Consider the following 18,719-nt stretch of genomic DNA (forward strand, 5'->3'; position numbering starts at 1 on the left):
GTCAGGCCAGGTGCTTGCCGACGATCCCGGCTAATTCGAACATCGTGACCTGGTCCTTGCCGAACACCGGCTTCAGCTTGGCGTCGGCGTTAATGGCACGCTTGTTGGTCGCATCCTGCAGGCCGTTGGCCTTGATGTAGTCCCACAGCTTCTTGATGACCTCGGTGCGTGCCACGGGTTCCGCGCCGATCACCGCGGCCAGCGCGTCGCTGGGCTTGAGGCCGGCGCCGGGCTTGCGCGGGGCCTTCGGGGCAGCGGTTTTCTTGGCCGCGACCTTCTTGGCCGCGGGTGTCTTCGCGGCCGTCTTCTTCGCCGCGACCGGCGCCGCCGCCTTGGTGAAGGTCTTGCGCGGCGGGAACTTGCTGGTCCGGGGCTCGAACTCGAAGGTCACCTTGCCCTCTTCCTTGTTCCATGCCAGGAAGGCCTTGAACGCACGGCGCGTGCGCATCGAGACGAACTTGTCGAGCAGGTCGGTCTTGCCGGTGGCGAGCAGCTTCTCGACCTGGGCACGCTCCACCGGCTGCTGCAGGATGATCTTGCCGGTCTTGAAGTCGCAGCTCGGCGTGGGCTGCGCTTCCGTCGGCACCGACTTCTCGCACACATAGTTGCTGCCGTACTCGAACACGCGCGAGGCGCATTTCGGGCACGGGCCGAGCGACTGCTGGCCGGCGAAGTCGACGATCTCCCCGGTCTCGGCGTTCTTGTCGTCGCCGAAGTCGAACTCCAGCTTCCAGTTCTTCGCATCGTCGTCGAACTTGAGGATGATCTCGGAGGTGAAGGGCCAGCCGGCCTTGGAGCGGAAGCCTTCCAATGGGCCGATGTGCTTGTCGCGCAGCAGTTGCTCGGCCTCTTCCACCTCGAAGGTCCGGCCCGCAGGCGATTTGCCGAAGGAGAAGCCGCAAGGCTCCTGCCCCGGCTTGCCGGTGCAGGTGTAGCGACGGTAGTTCTCCCTCACGACGCCGCCGCAGTTGGGGCACGGCGTGGCGAGCGTGGCGTAGTCGCCGGGCACGGTGTCGCGGTCGTACTCCTTGGCCTTCTTGACGATGTGTTCCGTCATTTCGGCGATCTCGCGCATGAAGGCTTCCCGGCTGAGCTTGCCGTGCTCCATCTGCGCGAGCTTGTATTCCCATTCGCCGGTCAGTTCGGCCTTGGAGAGTTCCTCCACCCCGAGGCCACGCAGCAGCGTCATGAGCTGGAAGGCCTTCGCGGTCGGGATCAGCTCCCGGCCTTCACGGTGCATGTACTTCTCGGCCAGCAGGCCTTCGATGATGGCCGCGCGCGTGGCTGGCGTGCCGAGACCCTTCTCCTGCATGGCCTCGCGCAGTTCGTCGTCGTCGATGGTCTTGCCGGCGCCTTCCATCGCGCCGAGCAGCGTGGCTTCCGAGTAGCGCGCCGGGGGACGCGTCTTCAGGGCCTTGGGGTCCGCGGACGCGACCTTCACCACTTCGCCGGGCTTCACCGGCACGAGGCGCTTGCCGTCCTTGTCGTCTTCCTTTTCGTCGTCCTGGGCTTCCTTGCCGTAGATGGCGAGCCAGCCCGGCTTGACGAGCACCTTGCCGTCGGTGCGGAACGGATACTTCTTGCCAGCTTGCTCGACGGTGCTGATACGCGTCGTCACCTGGTATTCGGCGCTCGGGAAGAACACCGACATGAAGCGACGGACCACGAAGTCGTAAAGCTTCTGCTCTGCGTCGGAAAGGCCGCTCGGCGCTTGCAGGGTCGGGATGATCGCAAAGTGATCGCTGACCTTGGCGTTGTCGAAGACGCGCTTCGAGGGCTTGACGTAGTTGCCGTCGATCGCCTGCTGCGCAAAGGGCGCCAGGTGGCGCATGCCGCTGTTCGCCAGCATGCCCATGGTCTGCTTGACGACCGGTAGGTAGTCCTCGGGCAGCGCGCGCGAATCGGTCCGCGGGTAGGTCAGGGCCTTGTGGCGCTCGTAGAGGCTCTGCGCCAGTGCCAGCGTGGTCTTGGCGCTGAAGCCGAAGCGGCCGTTGGCCTCGCGCTGCAGCGAGGTCAGGTCGAAGAGCAGCGGCGAAGCCTGCGTGGTGGGCTTGCTTTCTTCGGTGACGGTGGCGGGCTTGCCGCGTGCGGCATCGGCGATCTCGCGGGCTTCACGTTCGTTCCACACGCGGTCGGCGCGCTGCTCGGGGTCCGCCACGCCGTCGGGTCCGGGTGGCGGCTTCTTCCAGCTCGGATCGAACCACTTGCCCGGGTACTCGCCCGCCTCGGCCAGGAAGCTGCCATGCACTTCCCAGTAGTCGCGGCTGACGAACTTGCGGATCTTCTCCTCGCGCTCGACCACGACCGAGAGCGTCGGCGTCTGCACCCGGCCGACGGTGGTCAGGAAGAACCCGCCGTCGCGCGAATTGAACGCCGTCATGGCGCGCGTGCCGTTGATGCCGACCAGCCAGTCCGCCTCCGAGCGCGAGCGCGCCGCGTCGGCCAGGCCCTGCATCTGCTGCTCGCTGCGCAACTGGTCGAAGCCGTCGCGGATCGCCTGTGGCGTCATCGATTGCAGCCACAGGCGCTTGACCGGCTTGCCCAGCGGCGACTTGCCACCGGCGTACTGCTCGATCAGGCGGAAGATCAGCTCGCCCTCGCGGCCCGCGTCGCAGGCATTGACGAGTTGCGTCACGTCCTTGCGCTTGGCCTGCTTCACGACCGCATTGAGGCGGGTCTTGGTCTTGTCGACCGGCTTGAGGTCGAAGCGCGGCGGGATCACCGGCAGGTTGGCGAAGCTCCACTTGCCGCGCTTGACGTCGAACTCCTCCGGCGCCTGGATCTCCACCAGGTGGCCCACGGCGCTGGTCACGACGTACTTCTCGTTCTCGAAGTGTTCATCGTGCTTGTCGAACTTGCCAGCCACGGGCGTGAGCGCCCGGACGATGTCCTGGGCCACCGACGGCTTCTCTGCAATCACCAAAGTCTTCATTGACTCGTCATCCTAAAAATTCTGTTCTTCACCACCATCGCCGAGGCGCCGGCCCTCAGGCCGCCGCCGGGCCGCCCCAAGGCGGCCTGCGGCCCCCTCGGGGGGCAGCGACGACACGCAGTGCGGGAGCGTGGGGGCCACATCTACAATCTGGCGCTTCTCGCGTGCGTACGCGCACGCGCATGCGTACATATTCAAACTAACAGACTTCGGCGATGCCATCCAAATCCCCCAATTCCGGCGGCCGCCGCATCCAGACCCGGCGCTCCGGCGTCCATGGCAACGGCGTCTTTGCCGTGCAGGATATAGCGGAGGGCGAAACGCTCATCGAGTACAAGGGTGAGGTCATCACCTGGAAGGAAGCGCTGCGCCGCCATCCGCACGACCCGACCCAGCCCAACCACACCTTCTACTTCCATATCGATGACGGCCGTGTGATCGACGGCGGCGTGAACGGCAATGCGGCGCGCTGGATCAACCATTCCTGCGAACCGAGCTGCGAAGCCGACGAGCAGGACGGCCGCGTCTTCATCAAGGCCCTGCGCAACATCGCAGCCGGTGAGGAGCTCAGCTACGACTACGGACTGATCATCGACGAACCGTACACGAAGAAGCTCAAGGCCGAGTTCCCCTGCTGGTGCGGCTCCGAGAATTGCCGCGGCACGCTGCTGGCGCCGAAGGAAGACAAGGACAAGAAAAGCAAGAGGAAGGACAAGAAGGCTGGCAAGAAGAGCGAGAAAAGCGGGAAGAAGCTCAACGGAAAGGCCGGTGAGCCCCTCAAGGGTTCGAAGAAGGCCAAGTCGGGCAAGGGCGAAAAGTCCGCCAAGTCCGGCAAGCGCTGACATGGTCGGGCCCTGGTTCGAGGACGAGATCGCCGGCGCACTGGCGCCGCTGTTGCCCGGGCTGCGCGTCGAAGTCGTCGCCGAGATCGACTCCACCAACACCGAATTGATGCGGCGCGCCCGCGACGGACGGCGCGAACCGGTGCTGCTGGTGGCCGAGCGGCAGACCGCCGGACGGGGCCGGCTGGGCCGCCAGTGGCAGAGCGCGCAAGACGGGCTCGAACCCGCATCGCTGACTTTTTCGCTGGGCCTTCCGCTGGCGCCGCGAGACTGGTCGGGCCTGTCGCTCGCAGTAGGCGTGAGTGTTGCGGAGAGTCTCGATCCATCCATCGCCTCGGGTCTTGCACTCAAGTGGCCCAACGATCTCTGGGTCCGTGACCGCAAGCTCGGTGGCATCCTGATCGAAACCGCGCTCCTGCAGCCGGATGCGCCTGAGCGCTATCTGGTGATCGGCATCGGTATCAACGTCGGGCCGCGCGAGGCCAGCGGACTAAGCACCGCACCGGCCTGGTTGCAGGAATGGCGCCCGCTCGCGAGACCGCCCGAGGTGCTGCGTGACGTGGCGCTGCCGCTATTGCGCGACGTCCTGGTTTTCGATGAAAAGGGATTCGTGCCCTTCGCTTCCCGCTTCGCCGCCCGCGACGTACTGTGCGGCCGCGAGGTGCTGCTCAGCGACGGCACCGAAGGCGTCTGCGAGGGCGTGGGCTGGGGCGGCGAGCTGCTCGTTCGCACGGCTTCGGGCATGAAGACGATCACCAGCGCCGAGGTCAGCGTGCGGCCGGTGCGCGTGCCGCGATGATCATCCGCCTGATCGTGGTTGTGTTGCTGGTGGCGAACCTGGGCTACTACGCCTGGACGCGCGGCGGACTCGCCGTGTTCGGCATGGAGCCGGCCCGTTTCAGCGAACGCGAGCCGCAGCGCCTGACGCAACAGGTGCGGCCGCAGATGCTGCAGATCCGCAAGGAAGAGCCGCCGAAGCCTTAGGTGCGCGGCCGCCCGGCATGGCGCTCGCTCTCGTTCGCGTCGAATCGCAGGCTGACCAGCGTGCCCGGCGGATGCTGGCCGGGATGTGCGTCTTCCAGGCGGGCGGTCGCGAAATGCTGCCGCGCGATTTCCAGCACGATCGGCAGGCCCAGGCCGGAGCCGTCCGCCTCGTTGCCCAACACGCGGTAGAAAGGCTGGAAGACCAGGTCGCGCTCGTTTTCCGGGATGCCCGGCCCGTTGTCCTCGACCTGCAGCACGACGATGCGGCCGAAGGGGTCGGCCAAGATCCGGGCGGTGATCACGCCTGGCCTTTCCGGCGTGGAGGGCGTGTAGTTGATGGCGTTGTCGAGCAGGTTGCGCACCAGCTCCTTCAGGAGCGTCGGATTGCCTTCAAGCGTCACGCCCGGCGCGCCCGGTTCAGCGCCTTCGTAGCCAAGGTCGATGCGCTTGTCGATGGCGCGCGGCACCGCTTCGCGCACGACTTCGATCGTGAGCTTCGCCAAGTCGCAAGGCTGCCGCCCGATGTTGGCGCCGCTGCCTTCGGCGCGTGCGAGCGACAGGAGCTGGTTCACCGTGTGCGTTGCACGCACGCTCGCGCGGCCGATCTGCTTGAGCGATTGCTTCAGTTCGTCGGCATTCGCGCCTTCGCGCTGCGCCAGGTCGGCCTGCATGCGCAGGCCCGCCAGCGGCGTCTTGAGCTGGTGCGCAGCGTCGGCCAGGAAGCGTTTCTGGGTGCCGATCGAGTCATTGAGCTTGTTGAGCAGATCGTTGACCGACAACACCAGCGGCACCACCTCCAGCGGCACGGAGGACTCGTCGAGCGGGCTCAGGTCGCCCGGCCGGCGCTCGCGGATGCGCGCCTCCACCACGGACAGCGGCTTGATCCCGCGCACCAGGGCGAGCCAGATGAGCAGCACTGCCAGCGGCAGGATCGCGAACTGCGGCAGAAGCACGCCCTTGATGATCTCGGTGGCCAGCACCGACTGCTTCTCGCGCGTCTCCGCGACCTGCAGCAGCGTCGGCGGTGAATCGGGGGTGGCGCCGGCCAGCCAGAGCGATGCCACGCGCACCGGCTTGCCGTGGATCTGGCCATTGCTCAGGTAGACCACGCCGGGCGTCGGCTGATCGTCGGTGCCCGGAAACGGAATCTCGCGCTCGCCGCTGAGCAGCGTGCCGTGCTCGTCGAGCAGTTGGTAGTAGACGTGGTCGGTGTCGTCGCCGCCCAGGATCTCCCGCGCCGGCTGCGGCAGCACGAACTGGACGCGCCCGTTCTCGACGTCGACCAGTCTTGCGAGGATCTGGATGTTGGATTCCAGCGCACGATCGAAAGGCGCGTTGGCGATGCCCTGCGCCACGAGCCAGGTGACGCCGATGCTGACCGGCACGAGCAGCAGCAGCGGCGTGAGCATCCAGTCGAGGATTTCGCCGAAGAGGGAGCGCTGTGCGCGTTGAAAGAGCTTCACGCTCGCCCCCAGTCTTCGCGCACTGCGTGTCGCTTCGCCAACCCCCTGCCGGGGGCAACACCGGCGGCCCGGCGGAGCCGGCTCCGCGGTGTTTCACCAACGGGCCGGGCTGCGCCGGCCGGGGGGGTCATGGGGTGCGGGTTGGGGGATGCGCCTTGGGGCATCAAGAGGGGATTTTTTCGAGGCAGTAGCCGAGGCCGCGGACGGTGGCGATGCGCACCGGGCCTTTCTCGATCTTTTTGCGGAGGCGGTGGATGTACACCTCGATTGCGTTGAGGCTGACCTCTTCGCCCCACTCGCACAGGCGCTCGACCAGCTGGTCCTTGCTGACCAGGCGTCCGGCGCGCTGGAGCAGCACTTCGAGGAGGCCGAGTTCGCGGGCGGAGAGTTCGACCATCTTGCCGTCGATGGTCGCGACGCGGCCGGCCTGGTCGTAGACCAGCGGGCCGTGCTTGATCGCATTGCTGGTGCCGCCCATGCCGCGCCGGGTGAGCGCACGTACGCGTGCTTCGAGTTCCTGCAGGGAGAAGGGCTTGGCCATGTAGTCGTCGGCGCCGTAGTCGAGGCCCTTGACTCTTTCTTCCACGCTGTCGGCGGCGGTCAGCACCAGCACCGGCAGCTGCGAGCCGCGTGCGCGCAGTCGCTTGAGGATTTCGAGCCCGTGCAGATTCGGCAGGCCGAGGTCGAGGATCAGGAGGTCGAACTCGCTGTTGGTCATCAACGCGGCATCGGCTTGCGAGCCGGTCGCGACGTGGTCGACCGCCGAGCCGGAAGTGCGCAAGCTGCGCAGGAGGGCGTCGGCCAGCACCTGGTCATCTTCCGCAATCAGTATCCGCATGCCGTGCCTCCAGACGTCGCGGCAAACACTGCCGCCAGACCCTTCCACCCATCGACTCCCCGTCGAATTCTAGGCGGCGGCATAGGCTTCGAGACCGATGGTTACCACGGTGGCGATCTCGTCGCCGACGCTGGCGCGGAACTCCTTTTCCGCCTGTGCGACGGCATTGCGGAAGGCCTCCAGCCACGCCAGGCCGTCGGCGGTGAACTGCACGCGGCGTGCGCGCGCGTCGAGCGGGTCGGGCCCGCGTGTCACGAGACCCCATGCCTCGCACTGATCGACCAGGGTCCCCATTGCCTGCTTGGTCATGCCGGCACGCTCGGCGAGTTCGGTCAGGCGCGAGCCGTCGCGGGAGAGGTGACGGGTGATGTGGATGTGCGCGGCGCTCACCTGCGCGCGCGCCGCGAGGTTCGACAGCGCGAGCGGCACCTCGGCGTCATGGGCCATCAGCGCCAGCACGCGCTCGTCGAAACGGCGCATGGCGTGGCCGAGCAGACGACCGAGGTGGGTCTGGCGCCAGGCGTCGTGGTCGATCGGAAAAAGAGGGTCTGCCATGGCTCGGCGATAGTAAATCAAACTGACCAAAAAACAGGTTTACTCCTCTCCATTGGCCCCTACACTACTGTTCAAGCATCCAGCCTGTAATTAAAAGCAGCGGGATGAATCCAACACAACCCGTTGATATTCAAGGAGTTTTCCACATGGACGCAGTCGTCAAGGGCGCAAGCATCTCGGTCGCCAGCAGCGAAAAGGCCAAGGCCCTCCAGGCCGCACTGGCCCAGATCGAAAAGCAGTTCGGCAAGGGCACGATCATGCGGCTCGGCGAAGGCGAAGCGCTGGAGGACATCCAGGTGGTTTCCACCGGCTCGCTGGGCCTCGACATCGCGCTCGGCGTCGGCGGCCTGCCGCGCGGCCGCGTGATCGAGATCTACGGCCCTGAATCGTCCGGCAAGACCACGCTCACGCTGCAGGTCATCGCCGAGATGCAGCGCCAGGCCGGCACCTGTGCCTTCGTCGATGCGGAGCACGCGCTCGACGTGCAGTACGCGCAGAAGCTCGGCGTGAATCTCTCCGACCTGCTCATCAGCCAGCCCGACACCGGCGAACAGGCGCTCGAGATCGTCGATTCGCTGGTGCGTTCCGGCGCGGTCGACCTGATCGTGGTCGACTCGGTCGCCGCGCTCACGCCCAAGGCCGAAATCGAAGGCGAAATGGGTGACTCGCTGCCCGGCCTGCAGGCCCGCCTCATGAGCCAGGCGCTGCGCAAGCTGACCGCCACCATCAAGAAGACCAACTGCATGGTCATCTTCATCAACCAGATCCGCATGAAGATCGGCGTGATGTTCGGTTCGCCCGAAACCACCACCGGCGGCAATGCGCTGAAGTTCTACGCCTCGGTGCGCCTGGACATCCGCCGCATCGGCACCATCAAGAAGGGCGACGAGGCGATCGGCAACGAGACCAAGGTCAAGGTGGTCAAGAACAAGGTCTCGCCGCCCTTCAAGACGGCCGAGTTCGACATCCTGTTCGGCGAGGGCATCAGCCGCGAGGGCGAGATCATCGACATGGGCGTAGCCGCCAAGATCGTCGACAAGTCGGGCGCCTGGTACGCCTACAACGGCGAGAAGATCGGGCAGGGCCGCGACAACGCCCGCGAGTTCCTGCGCGAGAACCGCGAGCTCTCGCGCGAGATCGAGAACAAGGTGCGCGAGTCCCTGGGCATTCCGCTCCTCCTGGCCGAGGCGGGCGACGCGCCGGCCGAGAAGGCCGAGAAGTAAGGTCGATTCGCCCGCGCCACCCGCCCTGAGCGGCGGGTGGGCCTTGACACGCAGTGATTCAAAGCAAGCCATGGCCTTTGCCGCTCCATCTCTCAAGGGGCGCGCCCTGCGACTGCTGAGCCAGCGGGAGCATTCGCGTGCCGAACTCGAACGCAAGCTCGCGAAATACGAGGAACAACCCGGCACGCTGGCGCTCGCGCTCGACGAACTGTCCGCCAAGGATTTCATCAGCGAGGCGAGGGTGGTCCAGTCGGTCCTGCACCAGCGGGCAGGGCGCCATGGTGCCGCCCGCGTGCGCCAGGAACTGCTGCACAAGGGCATCGCCCTCGACGCGGTCGCCGAAGCCGTCGCGAGCCTTCAGGGCAACGAACTGGAACGGGCGCGTGAAGTCTGGCGCCGCCGCTTCGGCGAGCTACCGCAGGATGCGACGGAGCGCGCGAGGCAAGTGCGCTTTCTCCTGGCACGCGGATTCGCCAGCGCCGTGGTCGCGAAAGTGCTGCGCCACGACCCCGACGAGTGAGGGGTCAGACCCCCAGCATGAGCTTCAAGTTTTGCACCGCGGCGCCGCTCGCGCCTTTGCCCAGGTTGTCGAGCCGTGCAATGACGACCGCATGGCGATGGTCCTCGTTCGGGAACACGCGGATGTCGAGCTGGTTGGTGTCGTTGAGTGACAGCGCGTCGATCTTCCCGTCCTCGGTGGGCGGAAGCACCTTCACGAATTGTTCCGGCGTGTTGCTCTTCGCATAGTGGGCCGCCAAGGCATCATGCAGGTCGCTGGCCTTGGGGCGGTCGGGCAGGTCATCCAGATGCAGCGGGAGCTGCACCAGCATGCCCTGCTTGAAGTTACCCACAGAGGGAATGAAAACCGGCCGGCGCGTGAGGCCGGTGTATTTCATGATCTCGGGAATGTGCTTGTGCTTCAGTCCCAGCGCATAGGTTTCGAACAGGGGCGCCGCCCCGCTCTCGTAGGCTTCGATCATGGTGCGTCCGCCACCGGAATAGCCGCTGACCGAGGGGAGGGCGATCGGGAAATCGGGCGGCAGGAGCCCTGCGTCGACCAGCGGGCGGACGATCGCGATGGCACCGGTCGCATAGCAGCCGGGATTGGCCACGCGCTCGGCCTTTGCCACGGCGTCCTTCTGCCCGGCCACCAGTTCGGGAAAGCCGAACACCCAACCCGCGGCCGTGCGGTGCGCGGTCGAGGCGTCGATGATCTTGGGGCGGCGGCCCTCGAGCTCGTCGATGAGTGCCACGGATTCGCGCGCGGCGTCGTCGTGCAGGCACAGCACGACGAGATCGACGCCGGCCATCAGCTCGCGCTTGGCGGCGACGTCCTTTCGCAGTTCGGGGGCGATGCTGACGAGTTCGATTTGCGGCATTTGCTGCAGCCGCTCGCGGATCTGGAGACCGGTGGTGCCGGCTTCGCCATCGATGAAGACCTTGACCATAGGGGAGCCTCGGGGTGCCTCTGGAGAAACTACGTATTGACCACAGTGACGGGTCTGACGTTGGTACGGCGCCCCATGATACAGTCCTCCGCTGTTCGCCGCCCCCGTCCTCTGGGCGCCGTGGCCCGTGGACAACAGCCAAATTCTCCCGTTCTCAACACCTCGTTCCGAGAGACACCCTCATGAAGATTCACGAGTACCAAGGCAAGGAAATTCTTGCCAAGTTCGGCGTGCCTGTGCCGCGCGGCATCCCGGCGTACACAGTGCAGGAGGCGGTCGAAGCCGCTCAGAAGCTCGGCGGCCCGGTCTGGGTTGTCAAGGCCCAGATCCACGCGGGTGGCCGCGGCAAGGGCGGCGGCGTCAAGGTCGCCAAGTCGATCGAAGACGTCAAGAAGCTCGCCGGCGAAATCCTCGGCATGCAGCTCAAGACGCACCAGACCGGCCCCGAAGGCCAGAAGGTCCGCCGGCTCTACATCGAGGACGGCGCCGACATCCAGAAGGAATACTACGTCTCGGCCGTGACCGACCGCGCCACGCAGAAGGTGGCCTTCATCGCTTCGAGCGAAGGTGGCATGGACATCGAGGAAGTGGCCCACTCCACGCCCGAGAAGATCATCACCGTCTACGCCGACCCGAAGGACGGCCTGACCGACGCGCAGGCGAAGCAGATCGCCGACGGCATCGGCATCCCGGCCGGTTCCACCGCCCAGGCCGTGGACATCTTCAAGAAGCTCTACACCTGCTACATGGAGACGGACGCCTCGCTGGTCGAGATCAATCCGCTCAACCGTGACAGCAAGGGCAACATCATCGCCCTGGACGCCAAGTTCAACTTCGACAGCAACGCGCTGTTCCGCCACCCCGAAATCGTGGCGCTGCGCGACCTCGACGAAGAAGACGCAGCCGAAGTCGAAGCCAGCAAGTTCGACCTCGCCTACATCAGCCTCGACGGCAACATCGGCTGCCTGGTGAACGGCGCCGGCCTCGCGATGGCCACGATGGACACCATCAAGCTTTTCGGCGGCGAGCCCGCCAACTTCCTCGACGTGGGCGGCGGCGCCACCCCCGAGAAGGTCACCGAAGCCTTCAAGATCATGCTGAAGAACAAGAATGTCGAGGCGATCCTCGTCAACATCTTCGGCGGCATCATGAAGTGCGACACCATCGCCACCGGCGTGATCGCAGCCTGCAAGGCCGTGAACCTGCAAGTGCCGCTGGTCGTGCGCATGAAGGGCACCAACGAAGTCGAAGGCAAGAAGCTGCTGGCCGATTCGGGCCTGCCGATCATCAGCGCCGACACCATGGCGGAAGCGGCCCAGAAGGTCGTGGCAGCAGTCAAGAAAGCCTAAGGAAACGTCATGTCGATCTACATCAACAAAGACACCAAAGTCATCACGCAAGGCATCACCGGCAAGACCGGCCAGTTCCACACCGAGAAGTGCCAGGAATACGCGAACGGCAAGAACTGCTTCGTGGCCGGCGTGAATCCGAAGAAGGCCGGCGAGTCGATCTTCAACATCCCCATCTTCGGTTCCGTCAAGGAAGCAGCCCAGCAGACCGGCGCCACCGTGTCGGTGATCTACGTGCCGCCGCCCGGCGCGGCCGCCGCGATCTGGGAAGCCGTCGAGGCCGACCTGGACATGGCGATCTGCATCACCGAGGGCATCCCCGTTCGCGACATGCTCGAAGTGCGCAACAAGATGAAGGCCAAGGAAGCTGCCGGCGGCAAGAAGACGCTGCTGCTTGGCCCGAACTGCCCCGGCCTGATCACGCCCGACGAGATCAAGATCGGCATCATGCCCGGCCATATCCACCGCAAGGGCCGCATCGGCGTGGTCAGCCGCTCCGGCACACTGACCTATGAAGCCGTGGCGCAACTCACCGAGATCGGCCTCGGCCAGTCGTCGGCAGTCGGCATCGGCGGCGACCCGATCAACGGCTTGAAGCACATCGACGTGATGAAGGCCTTCAACGACGATCCGGACACCGACGCCGTCATCATGATCGGCGAAATCGGCGGCCCCGACGAAGCCGATGCGGCACGCTGGTGCAAGGACAACATGAAGAAGCCGATCGTCGGCTTCATCGCCGGTGTGACGGCGCCCCCCGGCAAGCGCATGGGCCACGCCGGCGCGCTGATCTCCGGCGGCGCCGATACCGCGGATGCCAAGCTCGCCATCATGGAAGAGTGCGGCTTCACGGTCACGCGCAATTTCTCCGAGCTGGCCAAGCGCCTCAAGGCACTGATCTGAGACACTTGCTCCCTCACTGAACCACACAAAGAGGAAGCGCCCGCAATTCAGGTTGCGGGCGCTTTTTCAATCAATAACAGTGGAATAGAGACATGGAATATTTGCAAACCGCGGACTTCTGGATCGGCCTGCTCAAGATCGTCTGGATCAACATCATCCTTTCCGGAGACAACGCGGTGGTCATCGCCATGGCGGCGCGTTCGCTGCCGCCGCACCAGCAGCGCACGGCGGTGTTGTTCGGCTCGGGCGCTGCGGTGGTCCTGCGGATCGCCCTAACGGTCGTCGCGGCGAAGCTGCTCGCGCTGCCTTACCTCCAGATCGTCGGCGGCCTGCTATTGCTGTGGATCGGCACCCAGTTGCTCAGCGAAGAGGAAGACGGCGAAGGCGAGGACAAGGAATACGGCAGCATGCTGGCCGCGGTGCGGACCATTCTCCTGGCCGACCTCGTCATGAGCCTGGACAACGTGATCGCTGTCGCGGCAGCCGCGCAGGGCAGCATTGTGCTCCTGATCCTCGGCCTCGCAATCAGTATTCCGTTGGTGATTTTTGGCAGTACGCTCATGATCAAGCTCATGGAACGTTTCCCCATCATCGTCATGCTCGGCGCCGCCCTCATCGGTTGGGTCGGTGGCGAGACGATCGTGAGCGACACGATCCTGCGCGACGTCCTGGCGGCCAACCCCTGGCTGCACTACGCAGCGGCCGCCGCTGGCGCGGCCTTCGTCGTGGCCGTGGGCCGCGGGCTGCAGAAGCGTGCGCACACCAAGCACTGACCCTCCTCATCTCTGACTGACTGATTCATGGCAAACCCCGGTGCACCCGTTTCCACCGATTCCGGCGTGCTCAACTGGGATTTCGCCGCGCTGACCGACCCGGGGAAGGTGCGCGCGAACAACGAGGACACGATTGCCTTCGATGCGTCGCTGGGGCTTGTTCTCCTGGCCGACGGGATGGGCGGCTACAACGGCGGCGAGGTCGCGAGCGGGATGGCTATCGCGCTGCTGCAGGCCAGCTTCGGCCGCTGGCTTGCGCATGCGGGGCCTAACGCCAATCCGAAGGCGGTGCGTCGCGCCTTGCAGGCCGGCACCGACGAGGCCAATTCGGCGATCCTCGAAGCAGGCATCGCGAATGTGCAGCTTCAAGGCATGGGGACAACCCTCGTGCTGGCCGCATTCGGTCAAAAGCGCGCGATCATCGGCCACATCGGCGATTCGCGGTGCTATCGATTGCGCGGCGACAAATTCGAGTTGCTCACGCGTGACCATTCGCTCTTGCAAGAGCAACTCGACGCAGGTGCCATCACGCCCGAGCAGGCGGTTCAGTCACCGCATCGCAACCTGGTCACCCGTGCGCTGGGCATCGAACGCCAAGTCGAACTGGAGATGCACGAACACAGTGTGAGAGCTGGCGATCTTTTCCTGCTCTGCTCCGACGGGCTGAGCGAGATGGTTACGGACGCGCAGATTTTCACACTTTTGTTACAGAATATCGACCTATCGGAAAAAGCAACACTTTTGGTTGCAACTGCCAACGACAATGGTGGCCGGGATAACATTTCAGTCGTCCTGGCCAGGGCGGGAGGAAACGAGGCGCCCGAGGCCACCGGATAGCAAGCTCAGGAAAACCATCCACCGCAAGGGCCCGCTGTGAATAGAAAAATGAGATTCAGGAGTCGGCCATGCCGAAATTGATCGTTTCGATCGACGGTGTCGTCATCAAGGAAGTGACGCTCGCGAAGGACCGCACGACGCTGGGGCGGCGGCCGTACAACGACATCGTGGTCGACAATCTGGCCATCAGCGGCGAGCATGCCGTGCTGCACATGATCGGCGGCGATGTCTACCTGGAAGATCTCAACAGCACGAACGGCACCTACGTCAACGGGCGGGCCATCAAGAAGCAGGCGCTCGAACAGAACGACATCATCGAGGTCGGCAAGTACAAGGTGCGCTACATGGCGACTGCCGGTGCGCCTGAAAGCGGTACCGCCACTCGCACGGTCGTATCGCCTGCACCCTCGGGTCCGATTCCGCTCTCGTCTGCACCGACGGTCCAGGCACCGCTGGGCGGCGGCACCGCTGGCGTGGCAGTCATCCGCGTGCTTTCCGGTACTGGCGCCGGACGGGAGCTTTCTCTGCAGAAGGTCGTCACCACCATCGGCAAGCCCGGCGTGGCCGTGGCGGCAGTCACCCGACGCCTGCATGGCTATGTCGTCGCCCCGATCGATGGCGGCACCGCCCTCAATGGGGAGCCGCTCGGCAGCGAAGCTGTTGCGTTGCAGGATGGCGACGTGCTCGAGCTTGGCGGCACGCGGATGCAGTTCGTCGTCACCTGACCTGTCACCTTCGACTCGGATGAGCGGATGCGGGGCGCGATGAACGCGCTGCGCCAACGCTGGGCGCGCCTTGCCATCACCCTGGTCCCGGTTGCGTTGGCCGTTGCGCACGTGGGGGGAATCTGGCGCTTTCCCTTCCTCGAAAAGATCGACAACTTCATCTACGACGCCCGCCTGCGTGCCACCATGCCGCGCACGCTGGATCCGCGCATCGTGATCGTCGACATCGACGACCCAAGCCTTCAGCAATTTGGCCAATGGCCGTGGAGCCGGGACAAGTTGGCCCGTCTCACCACGGAGGTGATGGAGCGTCAGCAGGCGGTGGTGCTCGGTTTCGACGTTTTGTTCGTCGAGCCCGACGAGAGCTCCGGGCTCGAGATGCTCAGGCGTCTGGCGAAGGGGCCCCTGCGCGGACAAGCGGGACTCGCCGAGGAAATCGAGCGAGTCGCTCCGTATCTTGACCATGACGCGGCGTTCGCGAACGCGCTGGCGGGACAACGCATCGCACTCGGCTTCTACCTGACCCAGACGCTGGAGCCTCGCGCCAACGGCGTACTGCCCGAACCGATCCTGCCCCCGGGCGCCTTTCCCGAGGGTCGTTGGTACGCGACACGCTGGAACGGCTTCGTCGGAACCATCCCCCAGTTGGCCAAGGCCGCGCCCATGGCCGGCTTCCTCAACGTCGTCCTCGACGCGAACCGCGACGGCATCGTGCGATCGGTCCCATTGATCGCGCAGTACACCGGTACACAGGGCCAGCCCGGCTATTACGAATCCCTTGGGCTCGCCGTCTACCGCGAGGCGGTCGGCGCGGACGCCGTCGTACCCGTGTTTGCGCCCGTCGGTGCAGGCACCGGTCCGCCCCCTCTCGTAGCGCTCTTGCTGAAGGCAGGCGGCAGGTCGCTACGGATCCCCGTGGATTCCACGGCCAGCGCGCTCGTACCGTTTCGCGGTCTCGGAGGCGCGCGCGGGGGCTCGTTCCGTCACATCTCTGCTTCCGATGTCATCGGCGGTGCGCTGGCCCCTGGCGAACTGAAGGACAAGATCGTGCTGGTCGGCTCCACGGCTCCGGGCCTGGAGGATCTGCGCTCCGCGCCGGTCGGCGCGGCGTACCCGGGCGTCGAAGTGCATGCCAACATCGTCTCCGGTCTGCTAGACGGCCGGATGCCCGCTGTGCCGGACTACGCGCCCGGCTACGAGCTGGTGACGGTGCTCGCAGCCGGTCTGGTGCTGGCCTTCGGCCTCACCCTGAGCTCCGCGGTGCGCGCCGTTCTGATTGCCGCGATCACGACCGCGGTCCTCGTCGGCGTCAACACATGGCTCTTCATCCAGGCTGGCCTCGTGCTGCCCCTGGCGGCCGCGCTTGCGCTGATTGCCTTGGCATTCGTCCTGAACATGAGCTGGGGCTATCTCGTCGAGGCGCGCGCAAGCCGGAACCTGGCCCATCTTTTCGGCACCTACGTTCCGCCGGAGCTGGTGCGCGAAATGCGCGCCGACCCCGAGCGCTACAGCATGCGTGCGGAAAGCCGGGAGCTCACCGTGATGTTCTGCGATATGCGCGGCTTCACGAAGCTGGCCGAGGAAATGGCGCCCGTCGCGCTGCAGGACTTTCTGAACAGGGTTTTCAGCCGCCTGACGGAGGTCATCAGCGCGCACCGCGGAACCGTCGACAAATACATGGGCGACTGCGTCATGGCGTTCTGGGGTGCGCCGGTCGACACGCCCGACCACGCCGAGCTGGCCGTCCGCGCGGCCGTCGAGATGGTCGCCGCGGTCAAGGAACTGAATGCCGCACACCGCGAGAGCGGACGACCCGAAATCAGCGTCGGCATCGGCATCAATACGGGGGTGATGAGCGTCGGGGACATGGGTTCGGCCGTCCGCCGGAGCTATACCGTCGTCGGAGACGCGGTCAATCTCGCTTCAAGGATCGAGGGCTTGGGATATCACTATGGCGTCGAGATCGTCGCCAGCGAGGCTACGACGCGGCTGGCGCCCGCATTCGTCTGGCAGGAACTCGACTGCGTGCAAGTGCAAGGCAAGCTTCGAGTCGTTCGGATCTTTACCCCTGTCGGCACTGTGGGCGACGGCAACCGAGCGCGGGATGAAAATCTCGAACGCTGGAACCAGGTCCTTGCGGCCTATAGAGCGCAAGATTGGCAGGAAGGTCAAGTTATGCTTGCGCCCCTGCGCGAGCCGGATGCCAAAAAAGTCCTTTACCAGCTCTATGCGCAGCGTTTAGCCTCGATGTCGTTGCAGCCCAAGGATCCGAACTGGGATGGCGCAACCCGGTTCGAAACAAAATAACAGCCCACAAGGCTGGCAGATGAAGGGTCTCGCGAATGCAGGTGCGTGTGTTGGGGTGCTCAGGCGCCATCGCCAAGGACTGCCGCACGACCTCTTTCCTGGTCGATAGCGACCTGCTGGTCGACGCCGGCACTGGCGTTGGCGATCTGACCCTCGACGAAATGGCCGGCATCGACGACGTGGTGCTTACCCATTCGCATCTCGACCACGTTGCTGCTCTCCCCCTGATGATCGACGCCGTGGCAAGCCGCCGCACACGGCCGCTGCGTGTGCATGCGCTTCGCGCGACCATCGAGGCGCTCCGGGCGCATGTCTTCAACAACGTCATCTGGCCCGACTTCGCGAGCATTCCCAGCCGGGAAGCGCCATTCGTGTGCTTTCATGACCTGGTGATCGGCCAGCAATTGCAGATCGGGACCGGCAAGCTCAAGCATATTGAAGTGCTACCTGCCGTACACACGGTGCCGGCATGCGGATTTGCCGTGCGGTGCGCGCAGGGCGGACCGAACTGGGTGTTCAGCGGGGATACGGAGCGGAATGCGCCGTTCTGGGAGCGGGTCAATCAGCTCGAAGTGGCGATGCTGGTAATCGAGACGGCTTTCAGCAATCGGGAGCAGGCGCTGGCGCGGCGGAGTTTGCATCTTTCGCCGGCGACGCTGGCGGGGGAATTGGCGCAGATTGCTGAGGGGAAGGATTACCCGATCTACATCACGCATACCAAGCCGGCTGAGACGGATGAAATCATGAGCCAGATTGACGATCTGTCTGACGGCTCGCAAACGCGTGGCATCGACATTCGGTGGTTGCAGGCGGCTGGCGTGCTGGAAGTGTGACCATGCTTGCCGAGTTGGTGACAAAAATGTCAGTCGACGTCGGCTCCCGGCAACAGTTTTGGTCACACGTTGTAACTAGAACGTGAACAAATCCGCAGCAACCGGGGGCGCAAACTAAGAAACCGGGATGGCACAGATGCTGCGGTTAGTTGATCGCACCGGGGGCTCTCCTCGGGCCCTTGCAACTAACCTGGAGTAACTGAAATGAACCGTCGTTCCATCGCACGCAATGTGCAAAAGGGTTTCACCCTTATCGAATTGATGATCGTCGTGGCGATCATTGGTATCTTGGCTGCCGTGGCTCTGCCGGCTTATCAGGACTACACGACCCGTTCGAAGATGACCGAAGTGCTCATCATGGGCGCGCCCGCCAAGCTTGCTGTCGCTGAAACGACTTCGTCGCTGGGCTCCCTTGCGTCCGTTACCCTGGTAAACAGTGGCTACAGTTTCCCCGGCGCCACGAAGTACGTTGGGGGCGTCACAATTGCTGACACGACGGGCGTCGTCTCCATCAGTTCGATCGTCCCGAACGCAACTGGCACCGTGACGCTGACCCCCAAGGAGGTGACAGCCGGCACTGGTCAACTGACGTGGAAGTGCGCGTCCGCGGATATCGCCGCCAAGTACCTGCCTTCGGAATGCCGCTAAGCTGGCGAGCTCTGCAAAAACCGCCTTCGGGCGGTTTTTTGTTCGCCGGACAACACGTT

Annotated in this window: 18 protein-coding genes; 13 read left to right on the top strand and 5 right to left on the bottom strand. The window is 64.9% G+C overall.

Annotated elements, in window-relative coordinates; translation table 11 throughout:
- Window position 1: 1 nt before the first annotated feature.
- The gene (locus ACSFBL_RS18635) at window positions 2-2,932 is read right to left on the bottom strand and encodes a DNA topoisomerase III (protein WP_435517278.1); all 2,931 of its coding nucleotides are present in this window, start codon (window positions 2,930-2,932) and stop codon (window positions 2-4) included.
- Window positions 2,933-3,147: 215 nt separating this feature from the next.
- Here ACSFBL_RS18635 and ACSFBL_RS18640 point away from each other — a divergent pair, with 215 nt between their 5' ends.
- The 3 genes from ACSFBL_RS18640 to ACSFBL_RS18650 are packed head-to-tail and all read left to right on the top strand — an operon-like array spanning window position 3,148 to window position 4,758.
- A complete protein-coding gene (locus ACSFBL_RS18640) occupies window positions 3,148-3,774 on the top strand; it encodes an SET domain-containing protein (RefSeq protein ID WP_435517279.1) in 627 nt (208 codons plus the stop codon).
- Window position 3,775: 1 nt separating this feature from the next.
- The gene (locus tag ACSFBL_RS18645) at window positions 3,776-4,573 is read left to right on the top strand and encodes a biotin--[acetyl-CoA-carboxylase] ligase (RefSeq protein ID WP_435517280.1); all 798 of its coding nucleotides are present in this window, start codon (window positions 3,776-3,778) and stop codon (window positions 4,571-4,573) included.
- A complete protein-coding gene (locus tag ACSFBL_RS18650; protein ID WP_435517281.1) occupies window positions 4,570-4,758 on the top strand; it encodes a sporulation protein in 189 nt (62 codons plus the stop codon). Before ACSFBL_RS18645 ends, ACSFBL_RS18650 begins: the two co-directional genes overlap by 4 nt.
- Here ACSFBL_RS18650 and ACSFBL_RS18655 read toward each other — a convergent pair.
- The 3 genes from ACSFBL_RS18655 to ACSFBL_RS18665 form a co-directional block, all read right to left on the bottom strand.
- A complete protein-coding gene (locus tag ACSFBL_RS18655; RefSeq protein ID WP_435517282.1) occupies window positions 4,755-6,221 on the bottom strand; it encodes a sensor histidine kinase in 1,467 nt (488 codons plus the stop codon). The two genes, ACSFBL_RS18650 and ACSFBL_RS18655, sit on opposite strands and share 4 nt — an antisense overlap.
- A 163-nt stretch (window positions 6,222-6,384) precedes the next feature.
- Window positions 6,385-7,059 carry a response regulator gene (locus tag ACSFBL_RS18660; RefSeq protein ID WP_435517283.1) on the bottom strand — a complete coding sequence of 225 codons (675 nt, stop codon included), beginning with the start codon at window positions 7,057-7,059 and terminating at the stop codon, window positions 6,385-6,387.
- A gap of 69 nt (window positions 7,060-7,128) precedes the next feature.
- Window positions 7,129-7,614, bottom strand: a complete 486-nt coding sequence (locus ACSFBL_RS18665) for a MarR family winged helix-turn-helix transcriptional regulator (RefSeq protein ID WP_435517284.1) — start codon at window positions 7,612-7,614, stop codon at window positions 7,129-7,131.
- Window positions 7,615-7,760: 146 nt separating this feature from the next.
- Here ACSFBL_RS18665 and recA point away from each other — a divergent pair, with 146 nt between their 5' ends.
- Both recA and recX read left to right on the top strand, forming a co-directional pair.
- Window positions 7,761-8,837 (top strand): recombinase RecA, encoded by a 1,077-nt coding sequence (recA, locus tag ACSFBL_RS18670; protein ID WP_435517285.1) that lies wholly within the window; start codon window positions 7,761-7,763, stop codon window positions 8,835-8,837.
- 70 nt (window positions 8,838-8,907) lie between these two features.
- Complete coding sequence (gene recX / locus ACSFBL_RS18675) at window positions 8,908-9,357, top strand: recombination regulator RecX (RefSeq protein WP_435517286.1); 450 nt, start codon at window positions 8,908-8,910, stop codon at window positions 9,355-9,357.
- Window positions 9,358-9,361: 4 nt separating this feature from the next.
- Here recX and argC read toward each other — a convergent pair whose 3' ends face one another.
- On the bottom strand, window positions 9,362-10,285 hold the full coding sequence (gene argC, locus ACSFBL_RS18680; protein WP_435517287.1) for an N-acetyl-gamma-glutamyl-phosphate reductase: 924 nt from the start codon (window positions 10,283-10,285) through the stop codon (window positions 9,362-9,364).
- A 182-nt stretch (window positions 10,286-10,467) separates the two neighbouring features.
- On the opposite strand from argC, the gene sucC reads away from it, so the two are divergent.
- The 8 genes from sucC to ACSFBL_RS18720 all read left to right on the top strand — a co-directional run bounded on the left by sucC (window position 10,468) and on the right by ACSFBL_RS18720 (window position 18,660).
- Entirely contained in the window at window positions 10,468-11,634 is a 1,167-nt protein-coding gene (gene sucC / locus ACSFBL_RS18685; protein ID WP_435517288.1) for an ADP-forming succinate--CoA ligase subunit beta, read from the top strand.
- A 9-nt stretch (window positions 11,635-11,643) separates the two neighbouring features.
- Complete coding sequence (gene sucD, locus ACSFBL_RS18690) at window positions 11,644-12,537, top strand: succinate--CoA ligase subunit alpha (RefSeq protein ID WP_435517289.1); 894 nt, start codon at window positions 11,644-11,646, stop codon at window positions 12,535-12,537.
- Window positions 12,538-12,629: 92 nt separating this feature from the next.
- Window positions 12,630-13,310, top strand: coding sequence for a TerC family protein (locus tag ACSFBL_RS18695; protein WP_435517290.1), 681 nt, complete (start codon window positions 12,630-12,632; stop codon window positions 13,308-13,310).
- A 27-nt stretch (window positions 13,311-13,337) separates the two neighbouring features.
- Window positions 13,338-14,147 carry a Stp1/IreP family PP2C-type Ser/Thr phosphatase gene (locus tag ACSFBL_RS18700; protein WP_435517291.1) on the top strand — a complete coding sequence of 270 codons (810 nt, stop codon included), beginning with the start codon at window positions 13,338-13,340 and terminating at the stop codon, window positions 14,145-14,147.
- Between the two features lie 68 nt (window positions 14,148-14,215).
- A complete protein-coding gene (locus tag ACSFBL_RS18705; RefSeq protein ID WP_435517292.1) occupies window positions 14,216-14,872 on the top strand; it encodes an FHA domain-containing protein in 657 nt (218 codons plus the stop codon).
- Between the two features lie 39 nt (window positions 14,873-14,911).
- The gene (locus ACSFBL_RS18710; RefSeq protein ID WP_435517293.1) at window positions 14,912-17,179 is read left to right on the top strand and encodes a CHASE2 domain-containing protein; all 2,268 of its coding nucleotides are present in this window, start codon (window positions 14,912-14,914) and stop codon (window positions 17,177-17,179) included.
- Window positions 17,180-17,214: 35 nt separating this feature from the next.
- On the top strand, window positions 17,215-18,012 hold the full coding sequence (locus ACSFBL_RS18715; RefSeq protein WP_435517294.1) for an MBL fold metallo-hydrolase: 798 nt from the start codon (window positions 17,215-17,217) through the stop codon (window positions 18,010-18,012).
- A 204-nt stretch (window positions 18,013-18,216) separates the two neighbouring features.
- Window positions 18,217-18,660, top strand: coding sequence for a pilin (locus ACSFBL_RS18720; RefSeq protein ID WP_435517295.1), 444 nt, complete (start codon window positions 18,217-18,219; stop codon window positions 18,658-18,660).
- Window positions 18,661-18,719 lie beyond the last annotated feature (59 nt).

This window comes from Variovorax glacialis, from assembly GCF_051216375.1.
Taxonomy (GTDB): Bacteria; Pseudomonadota; Gammaproteobacteria; order Burkholderiales; family Burkholderiaceae_C; genus Variovorax.